A 26,591-nucleotide genomic window follows, 5' to 3' on the forward strand; every position below is an offset into this window, starting at 1 on the left:
ATACTGTCGATGTGTAAGCCTCTAACATTGGAGTACCGATGACCCTGATCAAGGGCGGTCTCGTCCTGTCCGGCGCGACCTTCCGCCGCATGGACCTGCTCATCCAGGGAGACCGCATCGCCGCCGCCGGCACGGGCCTGCCCGCCGGCGACGGTCCGGTGATCGACGCCCGTGGCATGTTCGTCGCACCCGGCTTCGTCGACACCCACCACCACCTCTGGGAGACGACGCTACGGGGCGTGACCGCCGAGTGGTCGATAGTCGACTTCCTGTGGGGCGTGCTGCTGCACCACCGGGCGGCGCACACCCCCGACGACGTCTTCGCCGGCAGCTACGCCGGGGCGGTGGCCGCACTCGACGCGGGCATCACCACCACCATCGACCACGACCACGCCGCCGTCACGCCCGAACACGCCGCCGAGGCACTGCGCGCGGTGGGGGAGTCCGGCATCCGCGCGGTCTGGGCCTACGGACTCGGCGACCCGGCCACCCGCGACCACCTACTGACCCTGCGCCCGCCGAACCCGCTGGTCGAGATCGGTGTGGCCGCCAATGACACCGGCTCGGTCCCCTGGGAACAGACCGTCGCCGAGTTCCGGTTCGCCGCCGAGAACGGCCTGCTCCTCACCCAGCACTCCCGCTCACTCGCCGACATGCCGCCCGACCTCACCTGGCTCGGCGACGCCCGCCTGCTCGGCCCCCGCCAGCTCTTCTCACACGCCAACCAGGCGAGCGACGACGAACTACGGTCGCTGGCCGAAGCCGGGGCGGCGCTCGCCTCCACCCCGGAGACCGAGTCGCAGATGGGCATGGGCCACCCGGCCTGGAACCGGGCCCGCCGCCTCGGCGTGACCGTCGGCCTGGGCACCGACATCCAGACCAACAACCCGGCCGACCCGTTCCGCACGATGCGCCTGGCCCTGCGCCTCACCGAGGCCCACGAGCAGGACGGCACGATCGCCGGCGCCATGGCCGGGCGGCCGGCGGGCCTGGCGGACGTGCTGCACGCGGCCACCCTCGGCGGCGCCGCCGCGCTGGGGCTCGCCGACCGGATCGGCTCCCTGGAGGTGGGCAAGCAGGCGGACGTGCTCCTGGTCCGGCACGACGGCCTGCACCAGGCGCCGCTGACCGACCCGCTGGCCGGGTACGTGCTCAACGCCCGCGCCGCGGACGTCGACACCGTGCTGGTCGCCGGCGAGGTCCGCAAACGCGACGGCCGTCTGGTGGGCGACGCGGGCCGCCGGGCGATCGACCTGGTCACCGCGGCCTGGCAGCGACTCGAGCCGGCCATCGCGGCCCGGGGCGGTCTGCTGCCCACCATGCCGGACGGGTTCCTCGCCCAGTTCGCGCAGTCGATGGCCGCCAACGCCCCGGCTGCCCCGCGCTCATAGCCGGCTGCCCCGCGCTCATAGCCCGGCGGGCCTGCGCTCATAGCCCGGTGGCCACCCGGATCAGCGTGGCCAGAGCGCGGGAGCGGCTCTGCGGGGGCCAGGCGATCACCGTGGTCACCAGGGGGGCGTCCGGGACCGGGACGGCCACCACGCCGCCGCCGATCTGGGACCGCACCGAGTCGGGCAGGACCACGATCGCCCGGCCCAGGACCACCAGCTGCAGGATCTGCGCCGGGTCGCGGACCTCGGGGCCGGGGCCGGGCGGGTACGTGCCGTCGCGCAGCGGCCAGCGGGGCAGCGGCAGGTCCAGGGCGGCCACCTCGGCCATGGTCAGCGAGCCGCGGGTGCTCATCGGATGGCCGGCGGGCAGCAGCACCACCTGGGACTCGGTGGTCAGCTCCTCGACGTCGAAACCGGACAGCGAGTCGAACGGCCGGTGCAGCAGGGCCACGTCGGCCCGCCCGTCGCGCAGGCGTGGTTCCTGCTCGCCGACACCGCACAACTCCACCTCGAGTTCGATGGCGCCGGGCTCTGCCGCGTACCCGTCAAGGATCTTGGCAAGAAGCTCGGCCGACGCGCCTGCCTTGGCCACCAGGACCAGCCTGGCATCGGTCTTCGCGGCCCGGCGGGCCCGGCGCGCGGCCGCATCGACCGCGTCCAGCGCCGCCCGGCCCTCGCGCAGCAGCACCGCACCGGCCTCGGTCAGCGCCACCGACCGGCTGGTGCGGGTCAGCAGGTCCACGCCGAGCCGCCGTTCGAGCTGCTGGATCGCCCGGGACAGCGGCGGCTGGGCGATGCCGAGACGAGTCGCGGCCCGGCCGAAGTTCAGCTCCTCGGCGACCGCCATGAAATAGCGCAACTCCCGCGTCTCCATGACCCATACCCTACGGGTATCGGTCACGACCCAGACGGTGTTGGAGCCCCCGGCCGATCACCGCGAGGCTTACCGGCATGAGCGAACAGAAGATCGTGCTGATCAGCGGAGCGAACAAGGGCATCGGGTACGAGATCGCCGCCGGCCTGGGCGCCCAGGGATACCGGGTCGGCGTCGGCGCGCGCGACGACACCCGCCGTGACGAAGCCGTCGCGAAACTGCGGGCCGGTGGCGCCGACGCGTTCGGGGTGCCGCTCGACGTCACCTCCGACACGAGCGTCACCGCCGCGGCCGCGCAGATCGAGGAACAGTGCGGCCGGCTCGACGTGCTGGTCAACAACGCGGGCATCACCGGCGGCTTCGACCAGCAGCCCACCACGGCCAACCTGGACACCATCCGGACCGTCGTCGAGACCAACGTCATCGGCGTCGTCCGGGTCACCAACACGATGCTGCCCCTGCTGCGCCGCTCGGCCTCGCCGCGGATCGTGAACATGTCCAGTTCGGTCGGCTCGCTGACCCTGCAGAGCACCCCGGACGGGGAGACCGGGCCGATCGCGGTCGCCTACGCGCCGTCGAAGACGTTCCTCAACGGCGTCACCGTCCAGTACGCGAAGGAACTGGCCGGCACCGGCATCCTGATCAACGCGGGCTGCCCGGGGTTCACCGCCACCGACCTCAACGGCTTCCGGGGTACGCGCACCGTCGAGCAGGGCGCCGCGATCGGCATCCACCTGGCGACCCTGCCCGACGGCGGGCCGACCGGCGGCTACTTCAACGACGCGGGCGTCATCCCCTGGTGAGCCGCGGGTAGCGCGGTCACCAGCAGCACACCCAGGACGGCGGCGACCATCGACCACAGCGGGGCGCTCTCCCGGGTCGCCGCCAGCCAGACACCGACCGGAACGCCCAGCGCGACACCCGGCAGGGCGGGCAACAGTTGGGACGCAGCCAGTCCCAGACCGGTCTGCCCGGGCGTCGCCCCGAGCGCCCGGGCCACCGCGAGCGTGTGCCGGGCGTCCAGCGCGGACGTCCAGGTGCTGACCAGCGTGTTGAACAGCGCCAGCACGACGACCATGCCGAGGACCAGCATCAGCGCGTGGGTCAGCCGGTCGTCGCGCATCGCCGAGTAACCCGGAACGTCCAGATCGGGCTCCCGCGCCATCACGGTCAGCGCCGCGGCCAGGCCGGCCGTGGTGACCAGCGAATTGACCGTGACCAGACGGGACCGGCGCGGCCGGCCCGGCGCCGACCACTCCCGATCGAGCGGTTGGGTGTGCTGACCCTGCCGAAGGCGGGGGTGGGGGTTCCCGATCTTGGTTTTGGGTGTGTGCACCGCATGGTGTGAGGGGTTGGGGCGGTAGCGGCTCCCGATCAAGGGGTTGGGTGCGCTGATCGCCCTGCCTGTCGCTGGCCGTACCCGATCAAGGGGTTGGGTGCGTTCACCGTCCTGGAGAGGGTGACGGCCGCACCCGATCGCGGGTTCGGGTGCGGCCGCCTGTCCGGGTGCGGCGGTGGGGGCTCCTGATCTCGGTTTTGGGTGCGGGTGCCGGCCGGTCCGGGGTGCTGGGGCGGTGAGGGCTCCCGGTCGAGGGGTTGGGTGCGGGCACCGTCTTGGAGGGGGGTGGGTGCACCTGATCACGGTGTTGGGTGCGGCCGCCCTTCCGATCACGGGGTTGGGTGCGGCCGCCCTTCCGATTGCGGCGGTGACCGCACCCGATCACGGTTTCGGGTGCGTGTTTCGGCTGGGCTGGCGTGTGGGGTGGGGACTCCCGATCAAGGGTTCGGGTGCGGTTACCTCTGTGTAGGACTCGGTGGGGTCGGCCTTGTCACCGGGTCGGCCTTGTCACCGGGTCGGCCTTGTCACCGGGTCGGCCTTGTCACCGGGTCGGCCTTGTCACCGGGTCGGCCTTGTCGCCGGATCGGTTTGGTCGCCGGGTTGGCCGCTTTGTCACTGGGTCGGTCTGGTCGTCGGGTCGGCCTTGTCGCCGGGTCGGTTTGGCCGCCGGGATGCTGCTCGCGGACGGCGTGGCCTCCGGCTGCCGCGACCGTCTCCGCGCGTGCTCGCCGCGGTGGCGGTGGCGGTGGCCGGAGGTGGCGGTGGCGGTGGCGGGTGCGCCTGACGAGGCGTCACCGGTTGAGGGTGGCGTCCACCAGGGTCAGGTACCAGTCGGAGTCGGTGAAGCCGGGACCGGTCTCCGGCCCGATGTACGCGTCGATGTGGTGGTTGCCGCCCAGCCCGGGCGTGAACTCGTCGGTGATCAGCCAGGACGCCTGGGAGAGGCGGTCGCAGACCGTGTCCGGTGGGGCCGAGCCGTCTTCCTGGGTGCCGCAGTCGGCGATGGTGAACCGGGTGCCGTGTGGCAGGACGTTCGGGTCGGCGGCGGCGGAGACGAACGGCTGCAGGGTCGTGCCGTCGCTGCTGCGGGGTTCGGTGTCGAGCCAGTATCCGATGTCGTAGGACCAGTTCAGGTATTTTCCGGACGTCGTCTGCCCGGTGCCCTCGTCTTGGACCGCCTGCACGAAACCGGACGGGTAGCTGCCCAGGTCGTCGTCGCCGTGTGAGCAGTCCAGGGTCAGGCAGCCGGTGACCTGCTCGTCCTCGTCGTCGTGGAAGCGTTCGACGGCCGTGTAGTACACCGTGATCTCCCAGCCTTCCGAGATGCGGGACGGGGTTGTCGTGCGCGGTGCTGCCGGAGTTCCCGCTGCGGGGGACGGTGTGCTCACGCGTACCCCGGAGGAGGTCGACGGGGAGGGGGCCGCGCCGGACGCGCCGGACCACGACAGGGCCGGCGTCGCGGGGGCGCGGGCCTCCGGGTCGGTGCCGCACCCTGCCGCGAGCGCGGCGACCGCCACGACGGCAACCGTGGGGGTACGCATCAGCTGAGCATCCCAAGATCCCCGCGCGGTCACACCTCGTTCAGGGCAGGATGACGCACCGCCTGCATCGGGCCTCGTAGGTGTAGGTGCCGTCGTCGGGCAGCGCGGTCGACGGGGCGAGTTCGCGGATCATGGGTTTGCCCAGTTCCAGGACCTGGGTGTGGGTGGCCTCCAGGGACCGGCACACGTCGCAGACCGCGCGGCGGTAGATCACCTTGGCGGGGGCGAGTTCGAACAGCGCCCGGACCGGGGCGAACAGCTGTCCCCGGTGGTCGAGGTCGATGCCGGCCACGACGACCTTGACGCCGGAGCGGACGGCGACGCCCAGTTCGGCGATGTCGGCGACGGTGAACATGTGGATCTCGTCGACGCCGATCACCTCGACGCCGCCGTCCGCCGCGCCTGCCAGGGTGTGCACCTTGACGGTCTGCAGGCTGCCGCCGGAGCGGGAGGTCACCGCGGTGTCCCGGCCGTGCCGGGCGTTCTGGTAGATCCGGTGCGGGATGCCGGCGTGCTGCAGCGGGGACAGCAGGCTGATCATCTCCAGCGACTTGCCGCCCTTCATCGGGCCGAGGATCACGGTCAAATCCATCCCGAGAAGATGTCACGCCGGTTCGGGCGCGGTGACAACGGCCTTCGCGGAGTGATCCCCGGCTCAAAAGAGGACTTTGAGATTCTTCTTTTAGTAGGGTCGGTCTGTGCGACTCAACCGCTCGACCGACATCAGCCTCCGGATCCTGATGCTGGCCGCCGCCCGCGACGACCTGCTCACCATCGACGAGCTGGCGTCCTCGCTGGCCGTACCCCGCAGCCACCTGGCCAAGGTGGTGCAGCGGCTGCAGCACTCCGGTCTCCTCGACACCGTCCGCGGCCGCAACGGCGGGGTGCGCCTGGCCCCGCAGGCTGTCGCCGCCTCGGTCGGCGCCCTGGTCCGCGACCTGGAGGGGGAGACCGAGGTGGTGGAGTGCGGCGGCGACCAGCCGTGCCCGCTGAACGTGGGCTGCCGGCTGCGCGGTGCGCTGCGCGTCGCACAGGAGGCGTTCTACGCCTCACTCGACCCGATCACCATCGGCGACCTGACCGCGCCACCCATGCGCGAGACGTTGCTGAGCATCGGCCGCCACCCCTTCTGAAGGAGGACCCGTGCTGTCCGCATCCAGCGCCCCGATCATCGAGGCCACCCTGCCCGTCGTCGGCGACCACCTCGAGGCGATCTCCGGGGTGTTCTACCAGAGCATGATCGGTGAGAACCCCGAGCTGCTGAACCTGTTCAGCCGCAGCGCGCAGGCCACCGGCGAGCAGCGCAGCGCCCTGGCCGGGGCGGTCGCCGCCTACGCCGACCGTCTGCTGCACGGCGAACCCGAATCCCACCTGGTCGAGCGGATCGCGCAGCGGCACTGCGCGCTCGGCATCCGGCCCGCCCAGTACACGATGGTCGGGCGTTACCTGCTCGGCGCGGTCAAGCAGGTGCTCGGCGACGCGGTCACCCCGCCGGTCGCCGCCGCCTGGGACGAGGTCTACTGGCTGTTCGCCGCCCAGCTGATCGGCCGGGAGGCCCGGCTGTACGCCGAGGCCGGCGTGGACGGCTCCGACCCGTGGCGACGGTACACCGTCGCCAACAAGATCCTCGAGGCGCAGGACACCGTCTCGTTCGTGCTCACCCCCGCCGACGGCCGGCCGGTCCCGGCGTTCGCCCCCGGGCAGTACGTCACCGTCGCCGCCGACCTGCCCGGCGACGGCACCCAGCTGCGGCAGTACTCGCTGTCCCAGGCGTCCACCGGCGGCACCCTGCGGATCACCGTGCGCCGGGTGCCGGGCGGCGCCGTCTCCGGATACCTGCACGACACCGTGGCGGCCGGCGACACGCTGCGGATCAGCCAGCCGTTCGGCGACCTCACCCTGCGCCCCGGCGACGACCCGCTGCTGCTGATCAGCGCGGGCGTCGGCATCACCCCGATGGCGTCGATCCTGGAACACGTGGCACGCACCCAGCCGGCCCGCGAGGTGATCGCGGTGCACGCCGACCGCAGCCCGGACCGGCACCCGCTGCGCGTCGACATGAGCGCCACCGGCGCCCGGCTGCGCTCGTTCCGCAGCCTGGTCTGGTACCAGCAGGCGCTGCCGGCCGCCGAGCCGGACACCTACGCCGGCCGGGTCGACCTGGACCGGGTGCCGGTCCACCCGGACGCCGACGTGTACCTGTGCGGGCCGGTGCCGTTCATGCAGGGCGTCCGGGCCGGTCTGCACCTGCGGGGCATCCCGGACGACCGGATCCACTACGAGGTGTTCGGCTCCGAGCAGTGGCGCCGGCCGGTCCCGGTGGCGGTCTGACCCGTTGCGTCAGCGCGGCGTGCAGGACCATCGTCCGTCGTGCCAGCCGCAGGTCTGCTCGTACCCGGAACGGAACGACCCGAGCCAGGCGATGGCGTCGTCGTAGCGGGTGGGCGGCGACGCCGGGGTGAAGTTCGCCGCGTCGTCGGTGCTGCCGCTCCCGTCGTAGCGGGCGACGAGGGGATAGGGGTGGACCGGCCGGGTCCGGACGACCTCGTCGCCCTCGCGTTTCGTCACGACGAGCCGGTCCGGGGCGACACCGTCCTCGACCCAGGCCAGGGTGGGCGTGAGCGCGTCGAACGCGTCCGGCCCCTGCCCGCCGCCGCAGTGCGCGACGCCGGGCAGCAGGAACAGCCGGGCGAACCGTTGCGTGGCGGCCGCCCCGCCCATCCGCTCGGTGACGGCGTGGTGGTAGGCGATCGTCCCGTACGGCGAGATCGCCTGGTCCGCCCAGCCGTGCCAGAGCAGCAGCTTGCCGCCGGCGGCGCGGAAGGCCGTCAGGTCGGGGTTGCTCGCGTCGTAGATGCCGGCCTGCCGGGAGACCTCGCGGAACGTCGCCGCGTCGTAGCGCAGGTCGTGCAGGGTCGTCGACGGCCGGGCGCCCGGGAAGACGAGGTACTTCAGGGCGTTCGTCGTGTTGCCCTCGGCCACGGCGGGCGCGCCGGTGGCGGTCGGGGTGACCCAGCGGGCCCAGTTCGCCTCCGAACCCACCGGCTCCCCGCCCGGGTACATCCGCCGGCCCTGCTCGTCGCGGGGCCCGTCGTACAGCTTGCGGACGGCCTCGACCTGCGCGCCGGTGAGGCAGTCCGGGCTGTCGCCGGCCGGGCAGCGCAGGGTTCCCGGATCGAACCGGCAGGCCCGCGGGTCGTCGATCTGGCCGTCGGCCAGGCCGTCGCGCGCATCGCACTCGCGCAGGACCGCGGCGTGCAGGGCGGGGAGCTTCGCGGCGGTCAGGATCGGCCGGCCCTGCGCGTCGGTGTTCGCGGTGGCGTGCCAGCCGGTGGACCACACGATCAGTGACGTGAACAGCGACGCCGGGGCGCCGGCGACGATGCCGTCGAAGTCGTGCGGGTACCGCTGCGCCTCGGTCAGCCCCTGGTGGCCGCCCTGCGAGCAGCCGTCGAAGTATGACCAGCGCGGCCCCTGCCCGTAGTAGAGCGTGATGAGCCGCTTGGCGACGAGCGCGACCACGTGGTCGGAGCGGTACCCGAAGTCGACCCGCAGCTGCGGGTCGGCGCCGAAGGTCGCGTCGAAGCCGGAGACACCGGCATGCCCCTGATTCGTGGTGGCGATGACGAAGTCGCCGCGGTCCAGCGGCACGCACCCGTCGGTCGCGTCGGCGTAGAAGTCGACGACACCGCAGAACGCCCCGCACCCGGTCTGCAGGTACCGCTGCCGCCACGTCTCGGTGGGCAGCTGCACGTCGAACTGGATCTGCGGCGCCACCGTCCCCTTGACCTCGCAGACCGGCCAGCCGCCCGGTGAGGTCGCCGGGGCCGCGGACCCGATGACCGCCGGCGCCTCGGGAACGCCGGACAGGTCCTGCCCGGCGAGTGTCGCGCAGTCGACCTCCGGCAGCACCACGGCCGGGCCGGCGACCGCTGTCTCCGCTGCCCGGGGTGCGGCCTGGCCGCCGCCGGCCGTCAGGAGGACGGCGAGCACCACCGGCAGCGTCCAGACCCATCCGCGCATGTGCATGCGTACCCCCGTCGACGTGACCAGGCACAAGCCAAATCGGAGCGGGTACGAGTGTCAATACCGACCCCGCCATCCGGAGATCACGGCGTCGCGCCGTGCGGTCAGGCGCGCTCCTTGCGGACGGCCTCCCGGGTGGCCGGGGCGACCTCGGCGGCGAACCGGGCGGTCGTGGCGGGGTCGTCGGTGGCCAGGACGACGCCGGTGATGCCGTGCGTGCGGGTCAGGTCGGTGAGCTGCTCGACCCACTGGGCGGGCGGGCCGTTCAGGAAACCGCGGGCGGTCGGGGCGAAGCTGGTCCGGCCCACGTTGAGCAGGCGGCGCACCGCCGACGGCGGCCGTCCGGCCTGCTCGGCGGCGGCGTCGATGCGGGCGTTCAGGGCGGGCAGCGAGTCGATCCCGTCCGGCAGGTAGTCCGCCGACGGGAGCCAGCCGTCGGCCAGGGCTCCGGTCAGGGCCAGCATCCGCGGCTTGTAGGCGCCCACCCAGATGCCGATGCCGTGCGCCGGCCGTGGGCCCCGCTTGGCCCCGCTGACCTGGTAGTACTCGCCGTCGTGGTGGACCCGCTCGCGGGCGTCCACGTCCCACACGTCGCGGATGATCGCGATGGCCTCGGCGAGCGCGTCCACGCCCTGGGCCGGGGTCAGCCGCCGGCCGCCCATCGCCTCGATCGCGTCCCAGAACGCGCCCGCGCCCAGACCCAGCTCGACACGGCCGCCGCTGAGCACGTCCAGCGACGCCACCGCCCGGGCCAGCACGGCCGGCGGGCGCAACGGCAGGTTCAGGACGTTGCCGGAGAGCGTGATCCGTTCGGTGCGGGCCGCCGCGTACGCCATCAGGGTCCAGGTGTCCAGGAACGCCGGCTGGTACGGGTGGTCCTGGAAGGTGACCAGGTCCAGCCCGGCGCGGTCGGCGGCGACGGCCAGCTCGACGGCCTGCGCGGTCGGGGTGACGAACGTGCCGAACAGCAGCTCGTGTCCGTAGTCGGTCATCGGTCTGCCTCCTCGTCCTTGATCAGGGGGAAGTTGTCGCGGAACAGGCCGGTCGGGTCGTACTGCCGCTTGAGGGTGCGCAGACGCTCCAGCACCGGCGGCGGGAACGCGTCGTGCAGCCGTTCCGGCCGCGGGTCGGTCTCGAAACTCAGGTACAGGCCGTCGAAGTGGTGGGCCAGCCGGTCCCAGGCCCGGTCCAGGCCCTCGCGGGACGCGCCCAGGGCGGTCACCTGGAACTCCGGGGTGCGGTGCGAGAACGCCATCGCGTCCGGCGCCACGTCGGCGATCGCCCCGCCCATGTGCCGCAGCTGGAAGAAGTAGACCTGACCGGAACGGATCAGTGCCGCCGCGTCCCGGGCGAACGCGTCGGTGAGCACCGGCAGGAAACCGGACCGGGTGACCGGCTCGCCGCGGCCCTGGTGCCCCTCGGCGCCGACGTCCGACGCGCCGGCCATCGCCCCCGCGTACGTCGTCAGCACCACCTGCTGCTGGGCGAGCAGTCCGGTCTGCGCGAACGGGGTCAGCCGCTCGACCACCACGTCCGGGTCGGCGCTGTCCACGATCCCGTACATCTGCAGCACCGACTGTCCCTGCCGGGGCGGGCCGGTGACCAGGAAGACCGTGGTGTCGCGGGGCGCCTTGCGGGCCACCTCACCGAAGTCCCGCAGGGTCCGCTCGATGTCCGGGCTGACCAGCACCAGCTGTGCCCAGCCGACCTCGTGGACCTCGTCGACCTCGAACTCGAACGCGGTCGCCACCCCGAAGTTGGCTCCGGCGCCGCGGACCGCCCAGAACAGGTCGGGATGCTCGGTGTCGCCGGCCCGGACCTGCGTGCCGTCGGCCAGGACCAGCTCGACCGCGCGCAGGTGGTCGACGGTCAGCCCGTACGCGCGCCCGAGCAGGCCGATGCCGCCCGCGGTGGCCAGTCCGCCCACGCCCACCCCGCCGTAGTCGCCGGAGCCGAGCGCCCAGCCGTACGGGTCGAGGGCGGCGGCCACCTGCTTCCAGGTCGCGCCGGGGCCGACCCGGATCAGGCGGCGCCGTTCGTCGAGGATCTCGATGCCGTTCATCGCGCCGACGTCGAGGATCAGCCCGCCGTCGTTGGTGGACCGTCCGCTCACGCCGTGTCCGCCGCTGCGCAGCCCGAACGGCAGGTGCCGGTGCCGCCGGGCGACCTCGAGGGCGTCGGCGACCTCGTCCGGGGTCCGGGGCCGCAGCACCAGGGCGGGTTTGCCGCCGCGCATGTAGGTGGAGCGCCGGGCGGCGTAGCCGGGGTCGCCGGGCCGCAACGCCACGTCGGCGAGCGAGGCGGGCAGGGCGTCGTCGCCGATCGCCCGGGGGCCGCGGTCGCCACCCAGCTCGGCGAGGCTCTCCCGCATCTTGGCGGCCATCGCGGGGGAGGCCGCCGCGATCTCGCCGGGCGGTTCGATCGCGATCGTCCGGGTGCGGGCGGTGAGCCAGACCGCGGTGGTCCACGGATCGAGGTCCCCGTCGTCGTCCAGCGGGAACGTCTCCTGGCCGTCCGCCTCGGCCTGTACGGCCAGGGCGGTGAGCTCCTCGGGTGTCATGCGGCCCTTCCCTCTATCGTCTTCTGAGAAGACGATATTCCAATCAGACGGTATTCCCAAGAGATAGCATGGCCGGGTGAGTGACGTGACACCGGCCGACGACCTCGGGGCCGCCCTGGGGCAGCTGCTGCGCGCCTACGCCGACGTGGTCGGCCCGAAACTCGCGGGCTTCCCCCAGGGTGCCCGCGGATACCAGACGATGTGCGAGGTCGTCGGCGGACGGCAGCCCAGCCAGGCGGCGCTCGCGGCGCAACTGGGCATCGACCGGACGATGATGACGTACCTGATCGACGATCTGGTCGCAGCCGGGCTGGTGGAACGCCGCCCCGACCCGGACGACCGGCGTCGCCGTCGCGTGGTGGCGACCGGCAAGGGGACCGCCGCGGTGTCCGAGCTGTGCGGCGAGGTGACCGAGGCGGAACAGTCCGTCCTGGGGGCTCTCGACGAGCAGGAGCGCGCTCTTTTCCGTACCCTGCTGCGCAAGGCCGCGGGAAACGGCCCGGCACATACCGCCGAGGCCTGTTCGATCGTGACCGGCGCGCTGGGGATCTAGGGCTGCCCGGCGGCTCGTCGGGCGATCAGGGAGACGCCGAGGGCGGCGAGCAGGAAGACGACGGCCAGGACGGCCCAGCCCGCGGCCTCCCGGGACACCGTCGCCGTGATCACCGCCGGGGCGGCCATCGCGCCCAGGGCGAACCCCGTGCCGTACATGCCCTGGTAGGCGCCGATCCGGTCCGGGGCGGCCAGTTCGAAGCTCAGGCTCCAGCCGGCCGCACTCGAGGTGATCTCGGCGAGGGTGTGCACCACCGCGGCGACCACCAGCGTGACCGCGGCGGCCAGGGCCGGGACCTCGCCTGCCGCGGCGTAGAGCAGACAGGCCAGGGCCATCAGCCATCCGGCGTACGCCATCACCCGCCCCGCACCCCGCACGTCCCCGGTGCCGCGGCTGAGCCGGACCTGTAGCGCGATCACCAGTGCCGTGTTGACCAGCAGCAGCGGGGAGACCAGCACGTCCGGGGCGTCGGTGTGCCGCACCACCCACAGCGGCACGCCCACCTCGTACAGTCCGAACTGCATGCCGAAGATCCCGCTCAGCACGGTGACCGCGACGAACCGCAGGTCCCGGTACGGTTTCGCCGGGCCGGCGGTGGTGGCCGCGCCGACGTCGACCCGGTCGGCGGGCAGCCCGAGCAGCATCACCGCCGACGCCAGGTAGAGCACGCCCGCCGCGGCCATCGTCACCCGGTACGCGCCGCCGGTGCCGATGGCGAGCGGAATCGCGGCGACCGCCGTACCCACGGCGATGCCCGCGTTGGTGACGGTCCGCATGGTGGCCCGGATCCGGACACGTTCCGGCCCGGGGAACGCCCGGCCGATCACCGCCGACCGCACCGACGATCCGCCCTGGTGGGCGAGGGTGACCAGCGAGGCGACCAGCACCAGCGACACCAGATCCCGGACCAGCACGTACGAGATCAGCGCGACCCCCTCCGCCAGGTGCAGGCCGACCATCAGCCGCCGGGAACTCCACCGGTCGGCCAGGTGACCGAACCCGAAGGAGGAGAGCACCCCCACCCCGCCCGCCACGGTCAGCCCGATGCCCGCGGCCACCGCCGGGATGCCCACCACCGTGATCAGGTAGAGCGTCGTGAGCGTGAAGAACGCACCCCGCCCCACGGTGTCCACCGCCGTCACGATCAGCAGACGGCGGAGAACGGGATCGGTACGGACGATGGCGCGCAGCGGAACGGTGGTTGTCACGGCTCCGTTCTCCCGGATTCCGCCTCCACAGCCAATGGATTTAGCATGAGGCTTAATGATTCGGTACGTGCTGGAGCCCACCGACGTCTCGGCGATCCGGTTCGGGATCTCGCCGTTGAGCGAGCTCGGCCTCGGCCTGCGGGCGATCCGGTTTCCGGACGCCTACCCGTTGCAGCGCCCCTGGCGGGACCGGATCGACCCGGTGCTGCCGTTCCTGGACCTGGAGTTGCTGCACGCCTTGGTCGACGACCGCCGGTTCGTCGCCGACTTCGTCAACCCGCGCCCCGCGTCGCCACTGGCCGTCCTCGACGACGAACTGGCCGTGCTGCGCCTGATCACCCCGCGGCGTCTGCGCCACGACCTGGAGAGCGTCCACGGTCACGTCCCCGAGCCGTTCCGCGGTGACCACGACCGGGTGGTGCGCCGGCTGGTCGACGCGCTCGCCGCGGCGTGGAAACTCTGCTTCGCCCCGTACTGGCCCCGGATGCGCGCGGTCATGCAGGCCGACATCCTGCACCGGGGCCGGGTGGCGTCCTCGTCCGGTCTGGGCGCGGCGATCGGCGGGCTGTCCCCGCACGTCTCCTTCGACGGCCGGCACCTGGACGTGCGGCTGCGCAGCCCACTGGCCCGGCTGCGGCCGGTCCGCGGCGAGGGCGTCACGCTGGTCCCGTCGATGTTCGTCACCCGGGCCTCCAACCCGGTCGACGACGACCTCCCGCCGACGGTCATGTACCCGGCCCGCGGCCAGGGCGCCATGTGGTCACCCGCCGAACGGCCGGACGCCGGTGCGGTCCGTGACCTGCTCGGCGCCGCCCGGGCGGGCCTGCTGGCGGCGCTCGGCGAGCCGGCGTCGTCGACCGAGCTGGCCCAGCGCCTGGGCGTCACCGCGTCGGCGGTCACCCAGCATCTGCGCCTGCTGGAGCGGGCCGGGCTGCTCACCAAGGCCCGGTACGGCCGCAGTGTCCTCTATTACCGCAGCGATCTGGGCGAAGCCCTGGTCACCGTCCCCGGCGAACCCGGGCGGTGATCGCGGCGACGGCCAGGCCGGTGCAGACGACGGTCGCCACGGCCAGCAGGAAGATCGCCGGGTTGACCCAGATCGGGATCGTGTCGAAGGACGCGTTGCACCGGTTGTGCAACGGGAACAGCTGCCCGGGCTCCTGCCAGTTCTCCGACCGGTACGCGTTGTCGTAGGGCTGCCCGAGACTGGCGCACGTCTCCTTGATGTCCCAGGGGTGGGACATCAGGCCGTACACGTAGACGAGGAACGTCGCGATCGCGGCGAGGACGGCGAGCGGTAACCAGATTCGGATCTTCAGCACCACGAGATCCAAACAGTCCTCGTGTACGCGAGTCGACCCTGGACCGCGCTCCTGCACAGCATCTCCACAGGATTGTTCTGGCCGCGCCGAAATTCGGTGGTGGTGCCGCGGGGGAGTGGTTAGTCTCCGGGTTCCGGCTCGGTCAGGAGGTTTTGATGATGTGCATGGTTCTCAGCGAGGTGGCCATCACCGCTACGACCCGTGAGTTCGCCGCGATCTGACGTCGGCGTCTCCCCTCGTAGCGGTTCAGCCGGCCGCGGTTCCTCCGCGCCGGCAGATCCTTGGCGCCGTCATGCGGCGCCGACACCTACCGCGCTGACACGAGGAGAATTCGTGGTTTCCGCATCGTCCTTCGAGCCGCTCACTGCGGCTGAAGGCGGACCCAGCCATGTCATCCGTTCCGGCGAGACGATCAAGCGTCCCGCCCGACCCTGGACCGGCACCGTTCACGCACTGCTGCGCCACCTCGAGGACGTCGGGTTCACCGGCGCCCCGCGGGTGGTCGGCATCGACGGCGACGGCAACGAGGTGCTGACCTACGTCGACGGCAGCATCGTCCACCCACACGCGTGGTCGGACGACAATGTCGGGCAGGTCGGCAGACTGCTCCGCGACCTGCACACCGCCACGGCCAGTTTCCGGCCCGCGCCGGACGCGGTCTGGCAGCCCTGGTGGATGCACCAGCAGGGACCTGATTCGGTGATCGGCCACTGCGACGCCGGACCGTGGCACACCGTTGCCCGGGACGGAAAACCGGTGGCGTTCATCGACTGGACCCTGGCCGGGCCGGTCGACCGTCTCGACGAGGTCGTCGCCACCGCGTGGTGGAACGCGCAACTCCACGACGACGACGTCGCCGACCGTCACGGCCTGCCGGACGCGGCCACCCGCGCCCGGCAGCTGCGGCTGTTCCTCGACGGATACGAGTTGCCGAGGACTGACCGGCACCAGGTGGTCAGCCGAATGATCGAGTTCGCGATCCGGGACTGTTCCGCCGAGGCGGTCCGGGCCGGGATCACTCCGGACTCGACCGATCCGGCGCCGTTGTGGTCGCTGGCCTGGCGGGCCCGTTCCGCCGACTGGATGATCCGTCACCGCACCTTGCTCGAGCGGGCCGTCACGGCCTGACAGGAGCACAGCCGGGGCCGTCGATTCGTCGGCGGCCCCGGTCGGTGAGGCATCCGGGGCTGCCGGTCACGCGTACCCCCGTAGGGGAGTGACCGGCAGCCCCGGGTCTCAGCTGAGCGTGAAGACGGTGGCCTTGTCGGCGACCGTCAGCGCGCCGGCCGCGCTCTGCCGCAGGTAGCGGCCCGGTGCGACCCGGATCGTCACGCCGCCGCGGGTGGCGACGCGGGTGACCGGGGTGGGTGTGGTGCTCAGGGTGACCGCGGTGCCGGAGACGGCCAGGTACTTCGTGGGCTCGTCGACGGACTGGACCGTCTCCGTGCCGTCGGCGGCGGCCACGAAGCGGAACTGGGTCTGCTCCAGTTCGCGCGGGGCTCGGTCGACCCGGACCGCGTCGTCCACATGGCGGACGAAGCTGCGCGGGGTGTCGGCGGGGGAGAGGCGCACGATCGGGCCGCCGTCGCCGACCGGGATGCCGAACAGCGGGGTGCCGTCCTCGTGCCAGTGCAGTTTCTGCACCCGGGTGTGCCGGTTCGGGTCGTAGAGCGGGTCGCCGGTGATGTCCCGGTAATCGCGGGCGTGGTAGACGAGGACGTCGGTCACGCCGTCCTCGGCGACCGTGAACGAGTTGTGGCCGGGGCCCCAGCGGTTCGTGGCCTCGGACGTCACGAAGATCGGGTCGGGGGTCTTGACCCAGCTGGAGCGGGCCAGCAGGTCCGACGACGCGGATGCCGTCAGCAGGCCCATGCAGTAGCGGGCGTCCGTTGCGCTGGCCGAGAAGGTCAGGAAGACGCGACCGTTACGGATCAGCACGGCCGGACCCTCGTTGACCTTGTAGCCCTGGATCTCCCAGTCCTTCGTGGGGGTGGTGATCCGGGTCGGCTTGGTCTTCAGCGTCCACGGGTTCGCCATCTCGGCGATGTAGAGGCTGGTGTTGACGGCGATCTCCGGCTCGCTCTGCGCCCACACCAGGTACTGCCGGCCGCGGTGCGTGAAGCTGGTGGCGTCGAGTGTGAAACCGTCCCACTCGGTGAGCAGCTGCCCCTTGAGGGTCCAGCCCGCCGGGTCCCGCGGATCGTCCAGCGACGACTCCAGCACGTACGTGCGGATGTGGAAGACGTCGCCGGCGTTGCCCGCGGCGAAGTAGATGTACCACCGGCCGCCGATGCGGTGCAGCTCCGGTGCCCAGATGTGCCCGCCCATCGTGCCGCTGGTGGGGCGGCGCCAGATCACCGTCTCCTCGGCGGTGGACAGGCCCTCGATGGTGGCCGAGCCGCGCACGATCAGCCGATCGTATTCGGGCACCGACGCGGTGAAGTAGTAGGTGCCGTTCACCGGCCGGGTGATGAACGGGTCGGCGCGCTGACTGATCAGCGGGTCCTTCGTGGTCACGCCGTAGATCTCCGCATCGGTGCGCGCCGCGGCCGCCTGCGGGGCGCCTTCCGCGCTGGAGGCCGCCACGGAGCCGAGTGCGCCGGCCGCGGTCACCCCCAAAGATCCTTTGATGAGGGTACGGCGAGAGAGTGCGAACGTCATTTTCCGCTCCCTATCGGGTCTTGATGCGCAGGAAGGTGACCGAGTCGGCCGGGAACTCGCGGGTGAACGTCGACGCGATGCCGCTGACGGTGCTGGTGACCGGCAGGATCGGCTCGGCGGAGCGGGTGTTCTGCTCACCCGGGTCGCCGGTGATCACGGTCTGCTTCGCGGTGCGGGAGACCTTGCGGTCCCCCAGGTCGATCTTGGTGACCGCCGGGGTGTCCTGCGCGTTGACGACCTTGACGATCAGCTCGCCGGCCTCGGTGTCCTCGGTGACCACCTGCGCGAACGGCTCGCTGACCTTGTCGTCGTCGAAGCTGCCCCACTCCACGCCGTCCAGGAACAGCGTCACCTTCGTGCCGCGGACCTGGACCTTGAGGTCGTACGTCCGGCCGGTGGTCACCGTGTTCGCCTTGGTGAGGATCTGCTCCTTGGCGGAGGTGATGCCCTTCTCGACCGCGCCCTGCGTGTTGTTCCAGCCGCCCAGGTTCCACCAGTAGAACTGGCCGGTCTCCTGGATGCCGAACGCGACCAGGAAACCCTCGTCGCCGGCCGTCTTGGTGGCCTTCAGCGAGTAGTCGTAATCGGTCTCGGTGATCGTGGCCGCCTTGACCATGGTGTCCTCGGTGTTCGTGGTGGTCTGCGCGTAGGCGCCGTTGGTGACCGTCCACGTGCCGCGGGGCTGCACGGCCGTCCAGCCGTCCGCGTCGCCGTCGTTGAAGTCGTCGGCGAAGATCACGCTGCCGTCCGGGCGGGTGACCTGGACGTCGTCGTAGACCGCGGCGGTCCGCCAGGTCGACAGGCCGACCGCGCCGGTGATCGGCTTCGGCTGCACCACCTCGCCGGTGACCTTGGTCGGCACCACGCGATCGCCGACGTTGTTCATGAACAGCTTCTGCACCTGGTAGCTGGTCGAACCCCAGGACTCGTCGTTGTCGAACCAGATCATGTCCGGTTTCCACTGCACGTTGTCGATGTTGGCGAGCAGCGGCGCGTACGACGCCATCTTCACGACGTCGGCGTTGCGCTCCAGGCCGGTCATGTACGCGGCCTCGGCCAGCGAGTTGTACAGCTTGTTGTCCAGCGACGCGTACTCGCCGAGGAACACCTTCGGGCCGTTGCGGTCGTAGGTGTCGTAGCGGGCGTTGTTCTGCAGGAACCAGGACGGGCTGTTGTAGTAGTGCTCGTCGACCATGTCGGTGTTCGCGGCGCGGTTCTTGGCCCACAGATTGTCGAAGGTGGCGCCGGTGTCGTCCGGGCCGGAGTTGGAAATAACGGAGATGTCCGGGTATTTCTGGTTAATGGCTGCCCGGAACTTCACGAAATTAGCCCAGTACTCCTCGGGCAGGTTCTCCTCGTTGCCGACCGCGACCGCCTTCAGGCCGAACGGCTCCGGGTGGCCCATGTCGGCCCGCAGCTTGCCCCAGGTGGTGGTGGTCGCGCCGTTGGCGAACTCGATCAGGTCCAGGGTGTCCTGGATGTGCCGCTGCAGCAGCGCCTCGTCGACGGTCGCCCGGTTCTGACCGCACCCGGTCACCAGCGCCGGGACCACGGGCAGCGGGGCCGCGCCGATGTCCTCGGAGAACTGGAAGTACTCGTAGTAGCCGAGCCCGTAGGACTGGTTGTAGCCCCAGAAGTTCTTGTTGGTGGCGCGGGTCTCGACCGGTCCGACGGTGTCCTTCCACTGGTACGACCGGGCGCGCGGGTAGTTGTTCGCGGCGTCGTACGCGTACATGCTCCCGGTGTTGACCAGGCAGCCGCCGGGGAAGCGGACGAAGCCCGGCTCGAGGTCGGCGATCTTCTGGGCCAGGTCCTTGCGCAGCCCGTTCGCGCGTCCCTTGTAGGTGTCGCGGGGGAAGAGGGAGACCTCGTCGAGGCTCGCGGCGCCCTCGACGGACAGCCGGGCGACGTCGCTGGTGGCGGTGGCCTTGAGCGAGCCGGTGTACTTCGTCCAGGTGTCGCCGGCGACGGGGATCGTGATCGGTCCTGCCAGGGCGGTGCCGGCCGAGGTGTGGAGCGAGACGGTCAGCGGTCCGTTGCCACGAGCCCAGACCGAAAAGTCGTAAATTCCGGACTTTTTAACGGCGAGGCCAGTGTTGAAGCCGTTGTTGGTGATTTTTCCGGATAGAGCGAGGTAATTGCGGTTCCGGTCGTTCAGGCGTTGACCGTCGTTGACCACGGTGGCACTGCCCGACGTGGTCCAGCCGGTCAGGCCGGTGAATCCCGCCGCGTCGGTGGCGTTGAACTCGAACGACCGGTTACGCACCAGCTCGGCGTAGAGGCCGCCGTCCGCCGCGTAGTTGATGTCCTCGAAGAAGACCCCGTACATCGAGCGCGGGATCGAGGCGCCGGTGGCGCCGCTGTCGACGGTGATCGTGTAATCCGGCTCGACCGCCTGGGCGGCCACCGGCGGGGAGACGGCGAGCGGGAGCGAGGCCAGAACGGCGGCCGCGCCCGCGATGCGGGTGTTTCGGGGCATGAGGAGTCCTCCGGTGCGAAGGCAGCGGTGTGTCGGGGATGTTTCCGGTGGACGGGACTCAGCAATGTGTACGCAAACATCGATCGCCCTGTCAAGAGGCGATCGTCGATGTCCGCGCTGGTCCGGAGGAGTTGTTAACGTTAACCTGCGGTAATGCCGAGAGCGGTACGCAGTCGTTCGACGTCCTGATAGCGGGCCGTCTCCACGAGCGCGAGCGCCTCGGCCCGCACCGACCCGGCCGCCGCGGTGTCCCCGGTGTCCGCATACACCCGGTACAACCCGATCAGCGCGTCGATCTCCAGCTCCGGCAGGTCGTCGTGCAGGTCGAGACAGCGCCGGAACGCCGCCGAGGCACCGGCCGGATCACCGGACGCGTGCCGGAACCGGCCGAGATGGATCAGCGTGTCGGCCACCCCGTCGGCGTTGTCCAGACCCTCGTGCAACGCCAGCGACTCGTGCAGCAGACGGTCCGCCTCGGCGCGCCCGCCCGGTTGGAAGAAGTGGTACCAGGCGATCGGGACCAGGGCGCGCGCCACGTCGTTCTCGCCGCCCGGGAGACGCCGGTAGTTCTCCAGAGCCTCCCGGGCGTACGGGAAGGCGGCCTCCGCGTCCGCCCGGTCCGGCGTGCCGGTGGCACCGATGGTGGCCAGCGCCCAACCGAGCAGACCGTGCGCCAGCCGCAACGGGTCACCGGTGGCCCGGCCCGCCGCGATGGTCAGCTCCAGGTAGTGCCGGGCCTGGTCACGCTGCCCCAGCCGGATGTGCCCGCGACCGAGCAGGTAACTCAGGAACCCCGACCACCAGCCCTGCCCCTCCCGCTCGGCCACCTCCAGCGCCCGGCCCACCAGGTCGAACGAGTCGTCCAGGTGGTACCGGATGTCCTGCTGGTAGTTGGCCAGCACGTACGCCCACGGCCCGAGCAGCAGCGGATCACACACGCCGGTGAGCGCCATGATGTTGCGGTACTCGGCGTGCTTCCAGGCCAGCGCGTCCTCCGGAGTGGCGAAGACCTCCGGGGTGACGTCCGCGGGCACCGGCCCGACCCGGTCCGGCCGGGGATACGACACGTACCGGTTGGCCGCGGCGGTCGCCGAGTGCAGGAAGTGCGCGACCAGACGGTCCAGCACCGAGGCGTCGCGGTCCGGCAGCTCCAGGGCGTACGAGCGGACCAGATCGTGGTACGAGAACCGCGCCGGCTCCCGCTCGGTCAGCAGATGCGCGTCGCACAGCACCCGCAGCAGCGCCCGCGCCGACGGCCCGGCGACGCTGGTCACGGCGTTCTCCGGCAGGTCCGGTCCGGGATGCGCGGCCAGCCCCCGGAACAGCGCCGCGGCCGGCTCCGGAAGCCGTTTGTACGACCAGGACAGGACGGCCCGCAGGTCGTACCCCGGGCCGGCGAAGGCGTCCAGACCGTCCTCCTCGGTCAGCTCGGCGGCGACCGCGGCGAGCGGGAAACCGGCCGCCCGCGCGCAGACCATCGCCAGCGCGAGCGGCAGGCCGCCGCACCGGGCCACGATCACGTCCCGGGCCCGCGGATCCGCGTCGGCGCCCGGTCCCAGCCGGTCCCGCAGATAGGCGCGGGACTGCTCGTCGTCGAACCCGGACAGCGTGACCGGACGGGCCCCGGCCGCGGTCAGCGCGCCGAGCCGGTCCCGGCTGGTCACCACCACCGCACTGCCGGGCGTGCCGGGCAGCAGCGGGCGGACCTGCTCGTCGTCGCGGGCGTTGTCCAGTACGATCAGCATCCGCCGGCCGGCCACCAGGGAGCGGAACAGCACGGCACGACCGGACTCGCCGGGCGGCACCCGGTGCGCGGGCACCCCGAGCGCCGCCAGGAACCCGAGCAGCACGTCGCCGGGCGCCGTCGGTGCGTCCTGCGGACCGTACCCGCGCAGGTCCGCGTAGAGCTGACCGTCCGGGAACCGGGGCGCCACCTGATGCGCCCAGCGGACGGCCAGGGTGGTCTTGCCGACCCCGCCCGCACCGGTGATCACGGTGAGGCCGCCGGTGTGCCGGGTCAGCGCGTCCAGTTCGGCGTCGCGCGCGGCGAAACCGGCCGGCGACCGCGGCAACTGGGCCGGGCGCACCGTCCCGCCGGCCGTCGCACCGCGGGACTCCCGTTCCAGGACGTCGCCGCGCTGGTCGAGAATGGCCTGTTCCAGTGCGGCGAGGGCCGGTTCGGGTTCCAGGCCGAGCTCCTCGGCGAGGCGCCGCCGATGCTGCCGCAACGCGTCGAGGGCCTCGGCCGACCGGTGACCGGCCCACAACGCGAGGGCGAGCAGCCGCCAGGCCGGCCCGCGCAGCGGCTCCTCGTCGGTGAGCTGCCGGGCGGCCTGCACCGCCTCCCCGTTGCGGCGCAACGCCAGCAACGCCGCGACCACCCGCTCCTGGGCGGCCCGCCGCGTCTCGGTGAGCCGCTCGATCGACGGCCGGGCCCACGCCTCGTCGGCGAACTGCTCGAACGGCCCGCCCCGCCACAGCTCCAGCGTCTCGCGCAGCGTCTCCAGCGACGGGCCGGCCTCATGCAGGCGCCGCTCGAACAGCCACGCGTCGACCGCCTCGACGGGCAGGCGCAGCGCGTATCCGGCGGATTCGCTGACCAGGACCTGCGGCGCGGCGCGGGGGGCGCGTCGCGGTTCGAGCGTCCTGCGGAGCCGGGAGACGTACGCCTGAAGCGACGCCAGCGGCCGCGGCGGGGGAGCGCCGTCCCACAGCTGGTCCACCAGACGGTCGACGGAGATCACGCGGCCGCGCGCGGCGACGAGCAGGGCCAGCACCGCCTGCTGCCGGCGGCCACCCAGCGGCACCGGTGTCCCGCCGACGAGGACCTCGACCGGCCCCAGCACCCTGACCTCGATCATCGGTCCACCCCCAGTACCCGCAGCAACGGCTGCCGGTAATCCCGGCCCCAGTCCTGGCGGCACAGCTCGGCCACCGCGGTGATGTTCTCGTGCTCGCCGTCGAGCCAGGCGACGGCGGCGGCCCGGTTGGCGAACCGTTCCGGCCGGATCCCCGGCGGCGGGCTCGGCATCCCTGATCTCTGCGCACCCGCACCCGCACCCGCGCCCGCGCCCGCGCCCGCGCCCGCGCCCGCGCCCGCGCCCGCGCCCGCACTCGCGCCCGCACTCGCGCCCGCACTCGCGCCCGCACTCGCGCCCGCACTCGCGCCCGTTCGCCCGGGCGGCTCGCCGGTGAGCACCCGGATCGCGTCGTGCCCCGAGAGCAGGTAGTGCTCGGCGAGCCGCCGCAGCACGTCCTCCCGGGCGCCCGCGCCGTCGAACCGCCGGCCCAGACCGGCCGCGTAGCTGCGGATCAGATCGTGGTAGGCGTACCGGCCCGGCCGGCGCTCCACCAGCAGGTGCGCGTCGCAGAGCATCCGCAGCCACGACCGGGCGGCCGGCCGGTCCCAGCCGCAGATGCTGACCGCCGCCGCCAGCGTCACGTCCGGCCCGGGATGCAGGGCCAGCTGCCGGAACAGCAGTGCCGCCTCGCCCGGCAACCGGCGGTACGACCACGAGAACACCGTCCGCAGATCCTGGAAGGCGTCCAGGCCCTGCTCCCCGGCCAGCTCGGCGGCGACCGCGGACAGCGGGAAACCACTGTGCCCGGCCGCGCGGGCGCACACCATCGCCAGGGCCAGCGGCAGGCCGCCGCACCGGGCCACGATCGCGTCCCGGGCGGCCGGGTCGGCGTCCACCAGCGTCGCGCCGAGCCGGTCCCGCAGGTAGTCGCGGGCCTGCTCGTCCCGGAAACCGTCCAGGCGGACCGCGTAGGCCCCGTCGGACACCACCAGACCGGTGAGCCGACTGCGGCTGGTGACGACGACCGCACAGCCCGGCGTGCCCGGGAACAGCGGACGCACCTGGTCGGCGTCCCGGGCGTTGTCGAGGAGCAGCAGCATCCGCCGGCCGGCGAGCACGCTGCGGAACAGCGACACCCGGTCGCTCTCGCCCGGCGGCACCCGGTGGTCGGGGACACCGAGGGCGGACAGGAAACCGAGCAGCACGTCGGCCGGTGCGGCCGGGGCCTCTTCCGGGCCGTGGCCGCGCAGGTCCGCGTACAGGATCCCGTCCGGGAAACGGCCCGCCGCCTGATGCGCCCAGCGCACCGCCAGGGTGGTCTTGCCGACCCCGCCGATGCCGCTGATCACGGTGAGGCCGCCGCTGTCCGCGCCCTCGACGTGCCGGGAGAGTTCGCCGAGTTCGTCCTCGCGGGCCGCGAAGCCCGCCGGAACCCGCGGCAGCCGGTGGTTGCCGGCCGTCGACGTCCCGGTGCCGGACGGCCCCGCCGCGGCGCCACCCGGCACTGCCGCGCCGCCGGGCGGCGCCGCCACGGACACCGCCGGGCCGACGCCGAAGGTCAGCTCCTCGGCCAGTTCCCCGGTGCGCTGCTCCAGCACCGCCCGCTCCAGATCGGCCAGGGCCGGCTCCGGTTCCAGGCCGAGTTCGTCGGCGAGGTGACGGCGGTGCCGGCGCAGCGCGTCGAGCGCGTCCGCCGACCGGTGACCGGCCCACAGCGCGACGGCGAGCAGCCGCCACGCCTGACCGCGCAGCGGCTCCGCGGTGGCCAGCGCCTGCGCCGCCGGGACCGCCTCCCCGGGCCGGCCCGCCACCAGCAGCGACACGATGATCCGTTCCTGGGCGACCCGCCGCGACTCGGCCAGCCGGGCGATCGCCGGCTGCGCCCACGGCTCGTCCGCGAACGCCTCGTAGGCCCGGCCCCGCCACCGCCGCATCGCGGTGTACAGGATGCCCAGCGCGGTCTCCGCCGCGGCCGGCGACAGCCCCTGCGGGCGCATCTCCTCGACCCGGCGCAGATCCTGTTCGAACCGCCAGGCGTCCACCGCCGCGTCGTCCAGCCGCAGCGCGTAACCACCGGCCTCGCTGACCAGGACCTCCGCCGCGGCGCGGGGCGCGCGTCGCGGTTCGAGCAGCCTGCGCCACCGGGAGACGTACGCCTGAAGCGACACGACCGCCCGCGGCGGCGGATCACCGGCCCACAACTGGTCGACGATCCGGTCCACCGGCACGACCCGTCCGCGTGCCGCCACCAGCATGGCCAGCACCGCCTGCTGACGGCGCCCGCCGACCAGCACCGGCACCCCGCCGACCCGCACGGTGACCGGGCCGAGCACACCCACCTCGATCGCCACGTCGCTCTGCATCGGTCGGTCCTTCGCTGGCCGGGGCGGTCCGTCACGGCGCCGGCGTCGGCGTCCGTGGCGGTGTCACGCGACACGGCCGGCACCTGACGCACGGTAACCGCGTCCCGGTTCGCAGGGAGATCCTAAATGGAGTTCCGAGCCGAATCCGCTTCCGGAGCGGCCGGAGTCGGTAACGCGACACTCCCCGCTCCACGCCCTGTTATGCCGATGTCAATCACGTGTCAACGGCCCTGTCGGGCAATGGACGGCAGCACCGCGCGGGCCGGTACCGGCCGTCCCGCCGCGGTCGACGCCGGGAGTCCACGCGATCACGCACGGTGGTCACATGGTCGACGCTTCCGGTGGCGTCGTGGCCGGCCCGTGGGGGGCCCGGTCGCGGCGGCCGGTGCCGCCGGGCGGGTACCCGGCGGCACCGGCGTCCCGGTCGACGCGGCCGCGGGAGCGACGAGACGCGAGCTGATCCCGCCGCCCGGCACGGGCGGGCCGGACGGCGCAACGGGTCAGGAGGCGGGGGACCGCGGGGTGGCGAGGGCGGGGAGCGGATCCGGGGAACCCAGCAGGATGCGCTGGTGCAGGTCGCGCAACTCCGCGGTCGGCTCCACGCCCAGCTCGTCGGCGAGGATCCGGCGCACCCGGCGGTAGTGGGCCAGCGCGTCGGCCTGGCGCCCGGCCCGGTACAGCGCGGTCATCAGCAGGGCGTGGCAGCGTTCGCGCAGCGGGTCGGCGGCCACCATGGCGCGCAGGTCGGCGATCGCCTCGGCGTACCCGCCCAGTTCGACGGTCAGCGCCACCAGGTCGACCGCCGCGGTCCGGCACAGCTCCTCCAGGCGGTCGCGCTGGCCCTCCACGTAGGTTCCGGCCGCGCCCGACAGCGGCGTGCCGCGGTGCAGGTCGACGGCGGTGCGCAGCTCCAGGGCGGCGAAGGGCAGGTCGCCCCGCCGGACGGCCTCGGCGGCCCGGCCGGTGTGCTGGTGGAAACACTGCACGTCGATGGAGCCGGGTGGCGTGGTGAGGACGTACCCGCCGCCGATCCAGTCGATGCGGGCGCCGCCGGGCGAGGCGACGATGCGGCGCAGGCGGGACAGGTAGGTGCGGACCGTGGCCACCGCGGAGACCGGCGGGTCGGCCGGCCAGATGGCGTCGACCAGCTCGTCGACGGTGGTGAGCAGGCCCTCGCGGAGCAGGAGCACGGCCAGGGTGGTGCGCTGCTGCGGCGACCCGAGAGGCACCTCCTCGCCGTCGCGCCAGGCGCGTACCGGGCCGAGCAGGGCGAAGGTGGTCGTGACGGGCACGGTGATGGCTCCTCGGCGTCTTGCTGGATGCGTGAGGCGCCAGTGTCGCGGAGTCCACTTGCCCCGGACTTGCAAAACCACGGGACCGTGCGCGGACGCGTACCCCCGAAGGAGCGTGAGCGGGCCGATCAGGCCGTGCGCAGTCTGTGACCGGACGGTATACATGCGATAAACGTGCCGG

The 26,591-nt window shown here is 72.6% G+C and carries 21 protein-coding genes; 7 read left to right on the forward strand and 14 right to left on the reverse strand.

Annotated elements, in window-relative coordinates; genetic code table 11:
* Positions 1-38 precede the first annotated feature (38 nt).
* A complete protein-coding gene (locus QSK32_RS16015; RefSeq protein WP_285472363.1) occupies positions 39-1,391 on the forward strand; it encodes an amidohydrolase family protein in 1,353 nt (450 codons plus the stop codon).
* 37 nt (positions 1,392-1,428) lie between these two features.
* Here the strand turns inward: QSK32_RS16015 and QSK32_RS16020 are convergent, their stop codons facing one another.
* On the reverse strand, positions 1,429-2,265 hold the full coding sequence (locus tag QSK32_RS16020) for a LysR family transcriptional regulator (RefSeq protein WP_285472364.1): 837 nt from the start codon (positions 2,263-2,265) through the stop codon (positions 1,429-1,431).
* A 77-nt stretch (positions 2,266-2,342) separates the two neighbouring features.
* Here QSK32_RS16020 and QSK32_RS16025 point away from each other — a divergent pair, with 77 nt between their 5' ends.
* Positions 2,343-3,068, forward strand: a complete 726-nt coding sequence (locus QSK32_RS16025; RefSeq protein ID WP_285472365.1) for an SDR family oxidoreductase — start codon at positions 2,343-2,345, stop codon at positions 3,066-3,068.
* Here QSK32_RS16025 and QSK32_RS16030 read toward each other — a convergent pair.
* From QSK32_RS16030 to QSK32_RS16040, 3 genes are all read right to left on the reverse strand, one after another.
* On the reverse strand, positions 3,035-3,601 hold the full coding sequence (locus QSK32_RS16030; protein WP_285472366.1) for an ABC transporter permease: 567 nt from the start codon (positions 3,599-3,601) through the stop codon (positions 3,035-3,037). The two genes, QSK32_RS16025 and QSK32_RS16030, sit on opposite strands and share 34 nt — an antisense overlap.
* A 794-nt stretch (positions 3,602-4,395) precedes the next feature.
* Positions 4,396-5,145, reverse strand: coding sequence for an RlpA-like double-psi beta-barrel domain-containing protein (locus tag QSK32_RS16035; protein WP_285472367.1), 750 nt, complete (start codon positions 5,143-5,145; stop codon positions 4,396-4,398).
* 40 nt (positions 5,146-5,185) lie between these two features.
* Positions 5,186-5,737 carry a thymidine kinase gene (locus tag QSK32_RS16040; RefSeq protein ID WP_045741770.1) on the reverse strand — a complete coding sequence of 184 codons (552 nt, stop codon included), beginning with the start codon at positions 5,735-5,737 and terminating at the stop codon, positions 5,186-5,188.
* Positions 5,738-5,843: 106 nt separating this feature from the next.
* Here QSK32_RS16040 and QSK32_RS16045 point away from each other — a divergent pair, with 106 nt between their 5' ends.
* Positions 5,844-6,278, forward strand: a complete 435-nt coding sequence (locus QSK32_RS16045) for an RrF2 family transcriptional regulator (protein ID WP_045741771.1) — start codon at positions 5,844-5,846, stop codon at positions 6,276-6,278.
* Positions 6,279-6,288: 10 nt separating this feature from the next.
* On the forward strand, positions 6,289-7,476 hold the full coding sequence (locus tag QSK32_RS16050) for an FAD-binding oxidoreductase (protein ID WP_285472368.1): 1,188 nt from the start codon (positions 6,289-6,291) through the stop codon (positions 7,474-7,476).
* A gap of 9 nt (positions 7,477-7,485) precedes the next feature.
* On the opposite strand, the gene QSK32_RS16055 is transcribed toward QSK32_RS16050, so the two are convergent.
* The 3 genes from QSK32_RS16055 to QSK32_RS16065 form a co-directional block, all read right to left on the reverse strand.
* Positions 7,486-9,174 (reverse strand): tannase/feruloyl esterase family alpha/beta hydrolase, encoded by a 1,689-nt coding sequence (locus QSK32_RS16055; RefSeq protein ID WP_285472369.1) that lies wholly within the window; start codon positions 9,172-9,174, stop codon positions 7,486-7,488.
* Between the two features lie 101 nt (positions 9,175-9,275).
* Positions 9,276-10,163, reverse strand: a complete 888-nt coding sequence (locus tag QSK32_RS16060; protein WP_285472370.1) for an LLM class flavin-dependent oxidoreductase — start codon at positions 10,161-10,163, stop codon at positions 9,276-9,278.
* Positions 10,160-11,731 carry an FAD-binding oxidoreductase gene (locus tag QSK32_RS16065; protein ID WP_285472371.1) on the reverse strand — a complete coding sequence of 524 codons (1,572 nt, stop codon included), beginning with the start codon at positions 11,729-11,731 and terminating at the stop codon, positions 10,160-10,162. The genes QSK32_RS16060 and QSK32_RS16065 overlap by 4 nt, the downstream gene beginning before the upstream one ends.
* Positions 11,732-11,807: 76 nt before the next feature.
* Between QSK32_RS16065 and QSK32_RS16070 the strand changes: the two genes are divergently transcribed.
* On the forward strand, positions 11,808-12,284 hold the full coding sequence (locus QSK32_RS16070) for a MarR family winged helix-turn-helix transcriptional regulator (RefSeq protein ID WP_045741775.1): 477 nt from the start codon (positions 11,808-11,810) through the stop codon (positions 12,282-12,284).
* On the opposite strand, the gene QSK32_RS16075 is transcribed toward QSK32_RS16070, so the two are convergent.
* Positions 12,281-13,492, reverse strand: a complete 1,212-nt coding sequence (locus QSK32_RS16075; protein WP_285472372.1) for an MFS transporter — start codon at positions 13,490-13,492, stop codon at positions 12,281-12,283. The genes QSK32_RS16070 and QSK32_RS16075 overlap by 4 nt on opposite strands.
* Positions 13,493-13,547: 55 nt before the next feature.
* On the opposite strand from QSK32_RS16075, the gene QSK32_RS16080 reads away from it, so the two are divergent.
* Entirely contained in the window at positions 13,548-14,519 is a 972-nt protein-coding gene (locus QSK32_RS16080) for a helix-turn-helix domain-containing protein (RefSeq protein ID WP_285472373.1), read from the forward strand.
* Here the strand turns inward: QSK32_RS16080 and QSK32_RS16085 are convergent.
* Positions 14,491-14,814, reverse strand: a complete 324-nt coding sequence (locus QSK32_RS16085; RefSeq protein WP_211275336.1) for a hypothetical protein — start codon at positions 14,812-14,814, stop codon at positions 14,491-14,493. The two genes, QSK32_RS16080 and QSK32_RS16085, sit on opposite strands and share 29 nt — an antisense overlap.
* A gap of 333 nt (positions 14,815-15,147) precedes the next feature.
* Here QSK32_RS16085 and QSK32_RS16090 point away from each other — a divergent pair, with 333 nt between their 5' ends.
* Positions 15,148-15,942, forward strand: coding sequence for a protein kinase family protein (locus QSK32_RS16090; RefSeq protein ID WP_285472374.1), 795 nt, complete (start codon positions 15,148-15,150; stop codon positions 15,940-15,942).
* 108 nt (positions 15,943-16,050) lie between these two features.
* Here QSK32_RS16090 and QSK32_RS16095 read toward each other — a convergent pair whose 3' ends face one another.
* The 5 genes from QSK32_RS16095 to QSK32_RS16115 form a co-directional block, all read right to left on the reverse strand.
* Positions 16,051-17,475, reverse strand: a complete 1,425-nt coding sequence (locus tag QSK32_RS16095) for a family 43 glycosylhydrolase (protein WP_285472375.1) — start codon at positions 17,473-17,475, stop codon at positions 16,051-16,053.
* A gap of 10 nt (positions 17,476-17,485) precedes the next feature.
* Positions 17,486-19,954, reverse strand: a complete 2,469-nt coding sequence (locus tag QSK32_RS16100; protein WP_285472376.1) for an alpha-L-arabinofuranosidase family protein — start codon at positions 19,952-19,954, stop codon at positions 17,486-17,488.
* Between the two features lie 140 nt (positions 19,955-20,094).
* A complete protein-coding gene (locus QSK32_RS16105) occupies positions 20,095-22,815 on the reverse strand; it encodes an AfsR/SARP family transcriptional regulator (protein WP_285472377.1) in 2,721 nt (906 codons plus the stop codon).
* Positions 22,812-25,118 carry an AfsR/SARP family transcriptional regulator gene (locus QSK32_RS16110; protein WP_285472378.1) on the reverse strand — a complete coding sequence of 769 codons (2,307 nt, stop codon included), beginning with the start codon at positions 25,116-25,118 and terminating at the stop codon, positions 22,812-22,814. Before QSK32_RS16110 ends, QSK32_RS16105 begins: the two co-directional genes overlap by 4 nt.
* A gap of 500 nt (positions 25,119-25,618) precedes the next feature.
* Positions 25,619-26,410 (reverse strand): AfsR/SARP family transcriptional regulator, encoded by a 792-nt coding sequence (locus QSK32_RS16115; RefSeq protein ID WP_045741780.1) that lies wholly within the window; start codon positions 26,408-26,410, stop codon positions 25,619-25,621.
* Between the last annotated feature and the right edge of the window lie 181 nt (positions 26,411-26,591).

This window comes from Actinoplanes sp. NBRC 101535 (genome assembly GCF_030269225.1).
Lineage (GTDB): Bacteria > Actinomycetota > Actinomycetes > Mycobacteriales > Micromonosporaceae > Actinoplanes > Actinoplanes rectilineatus.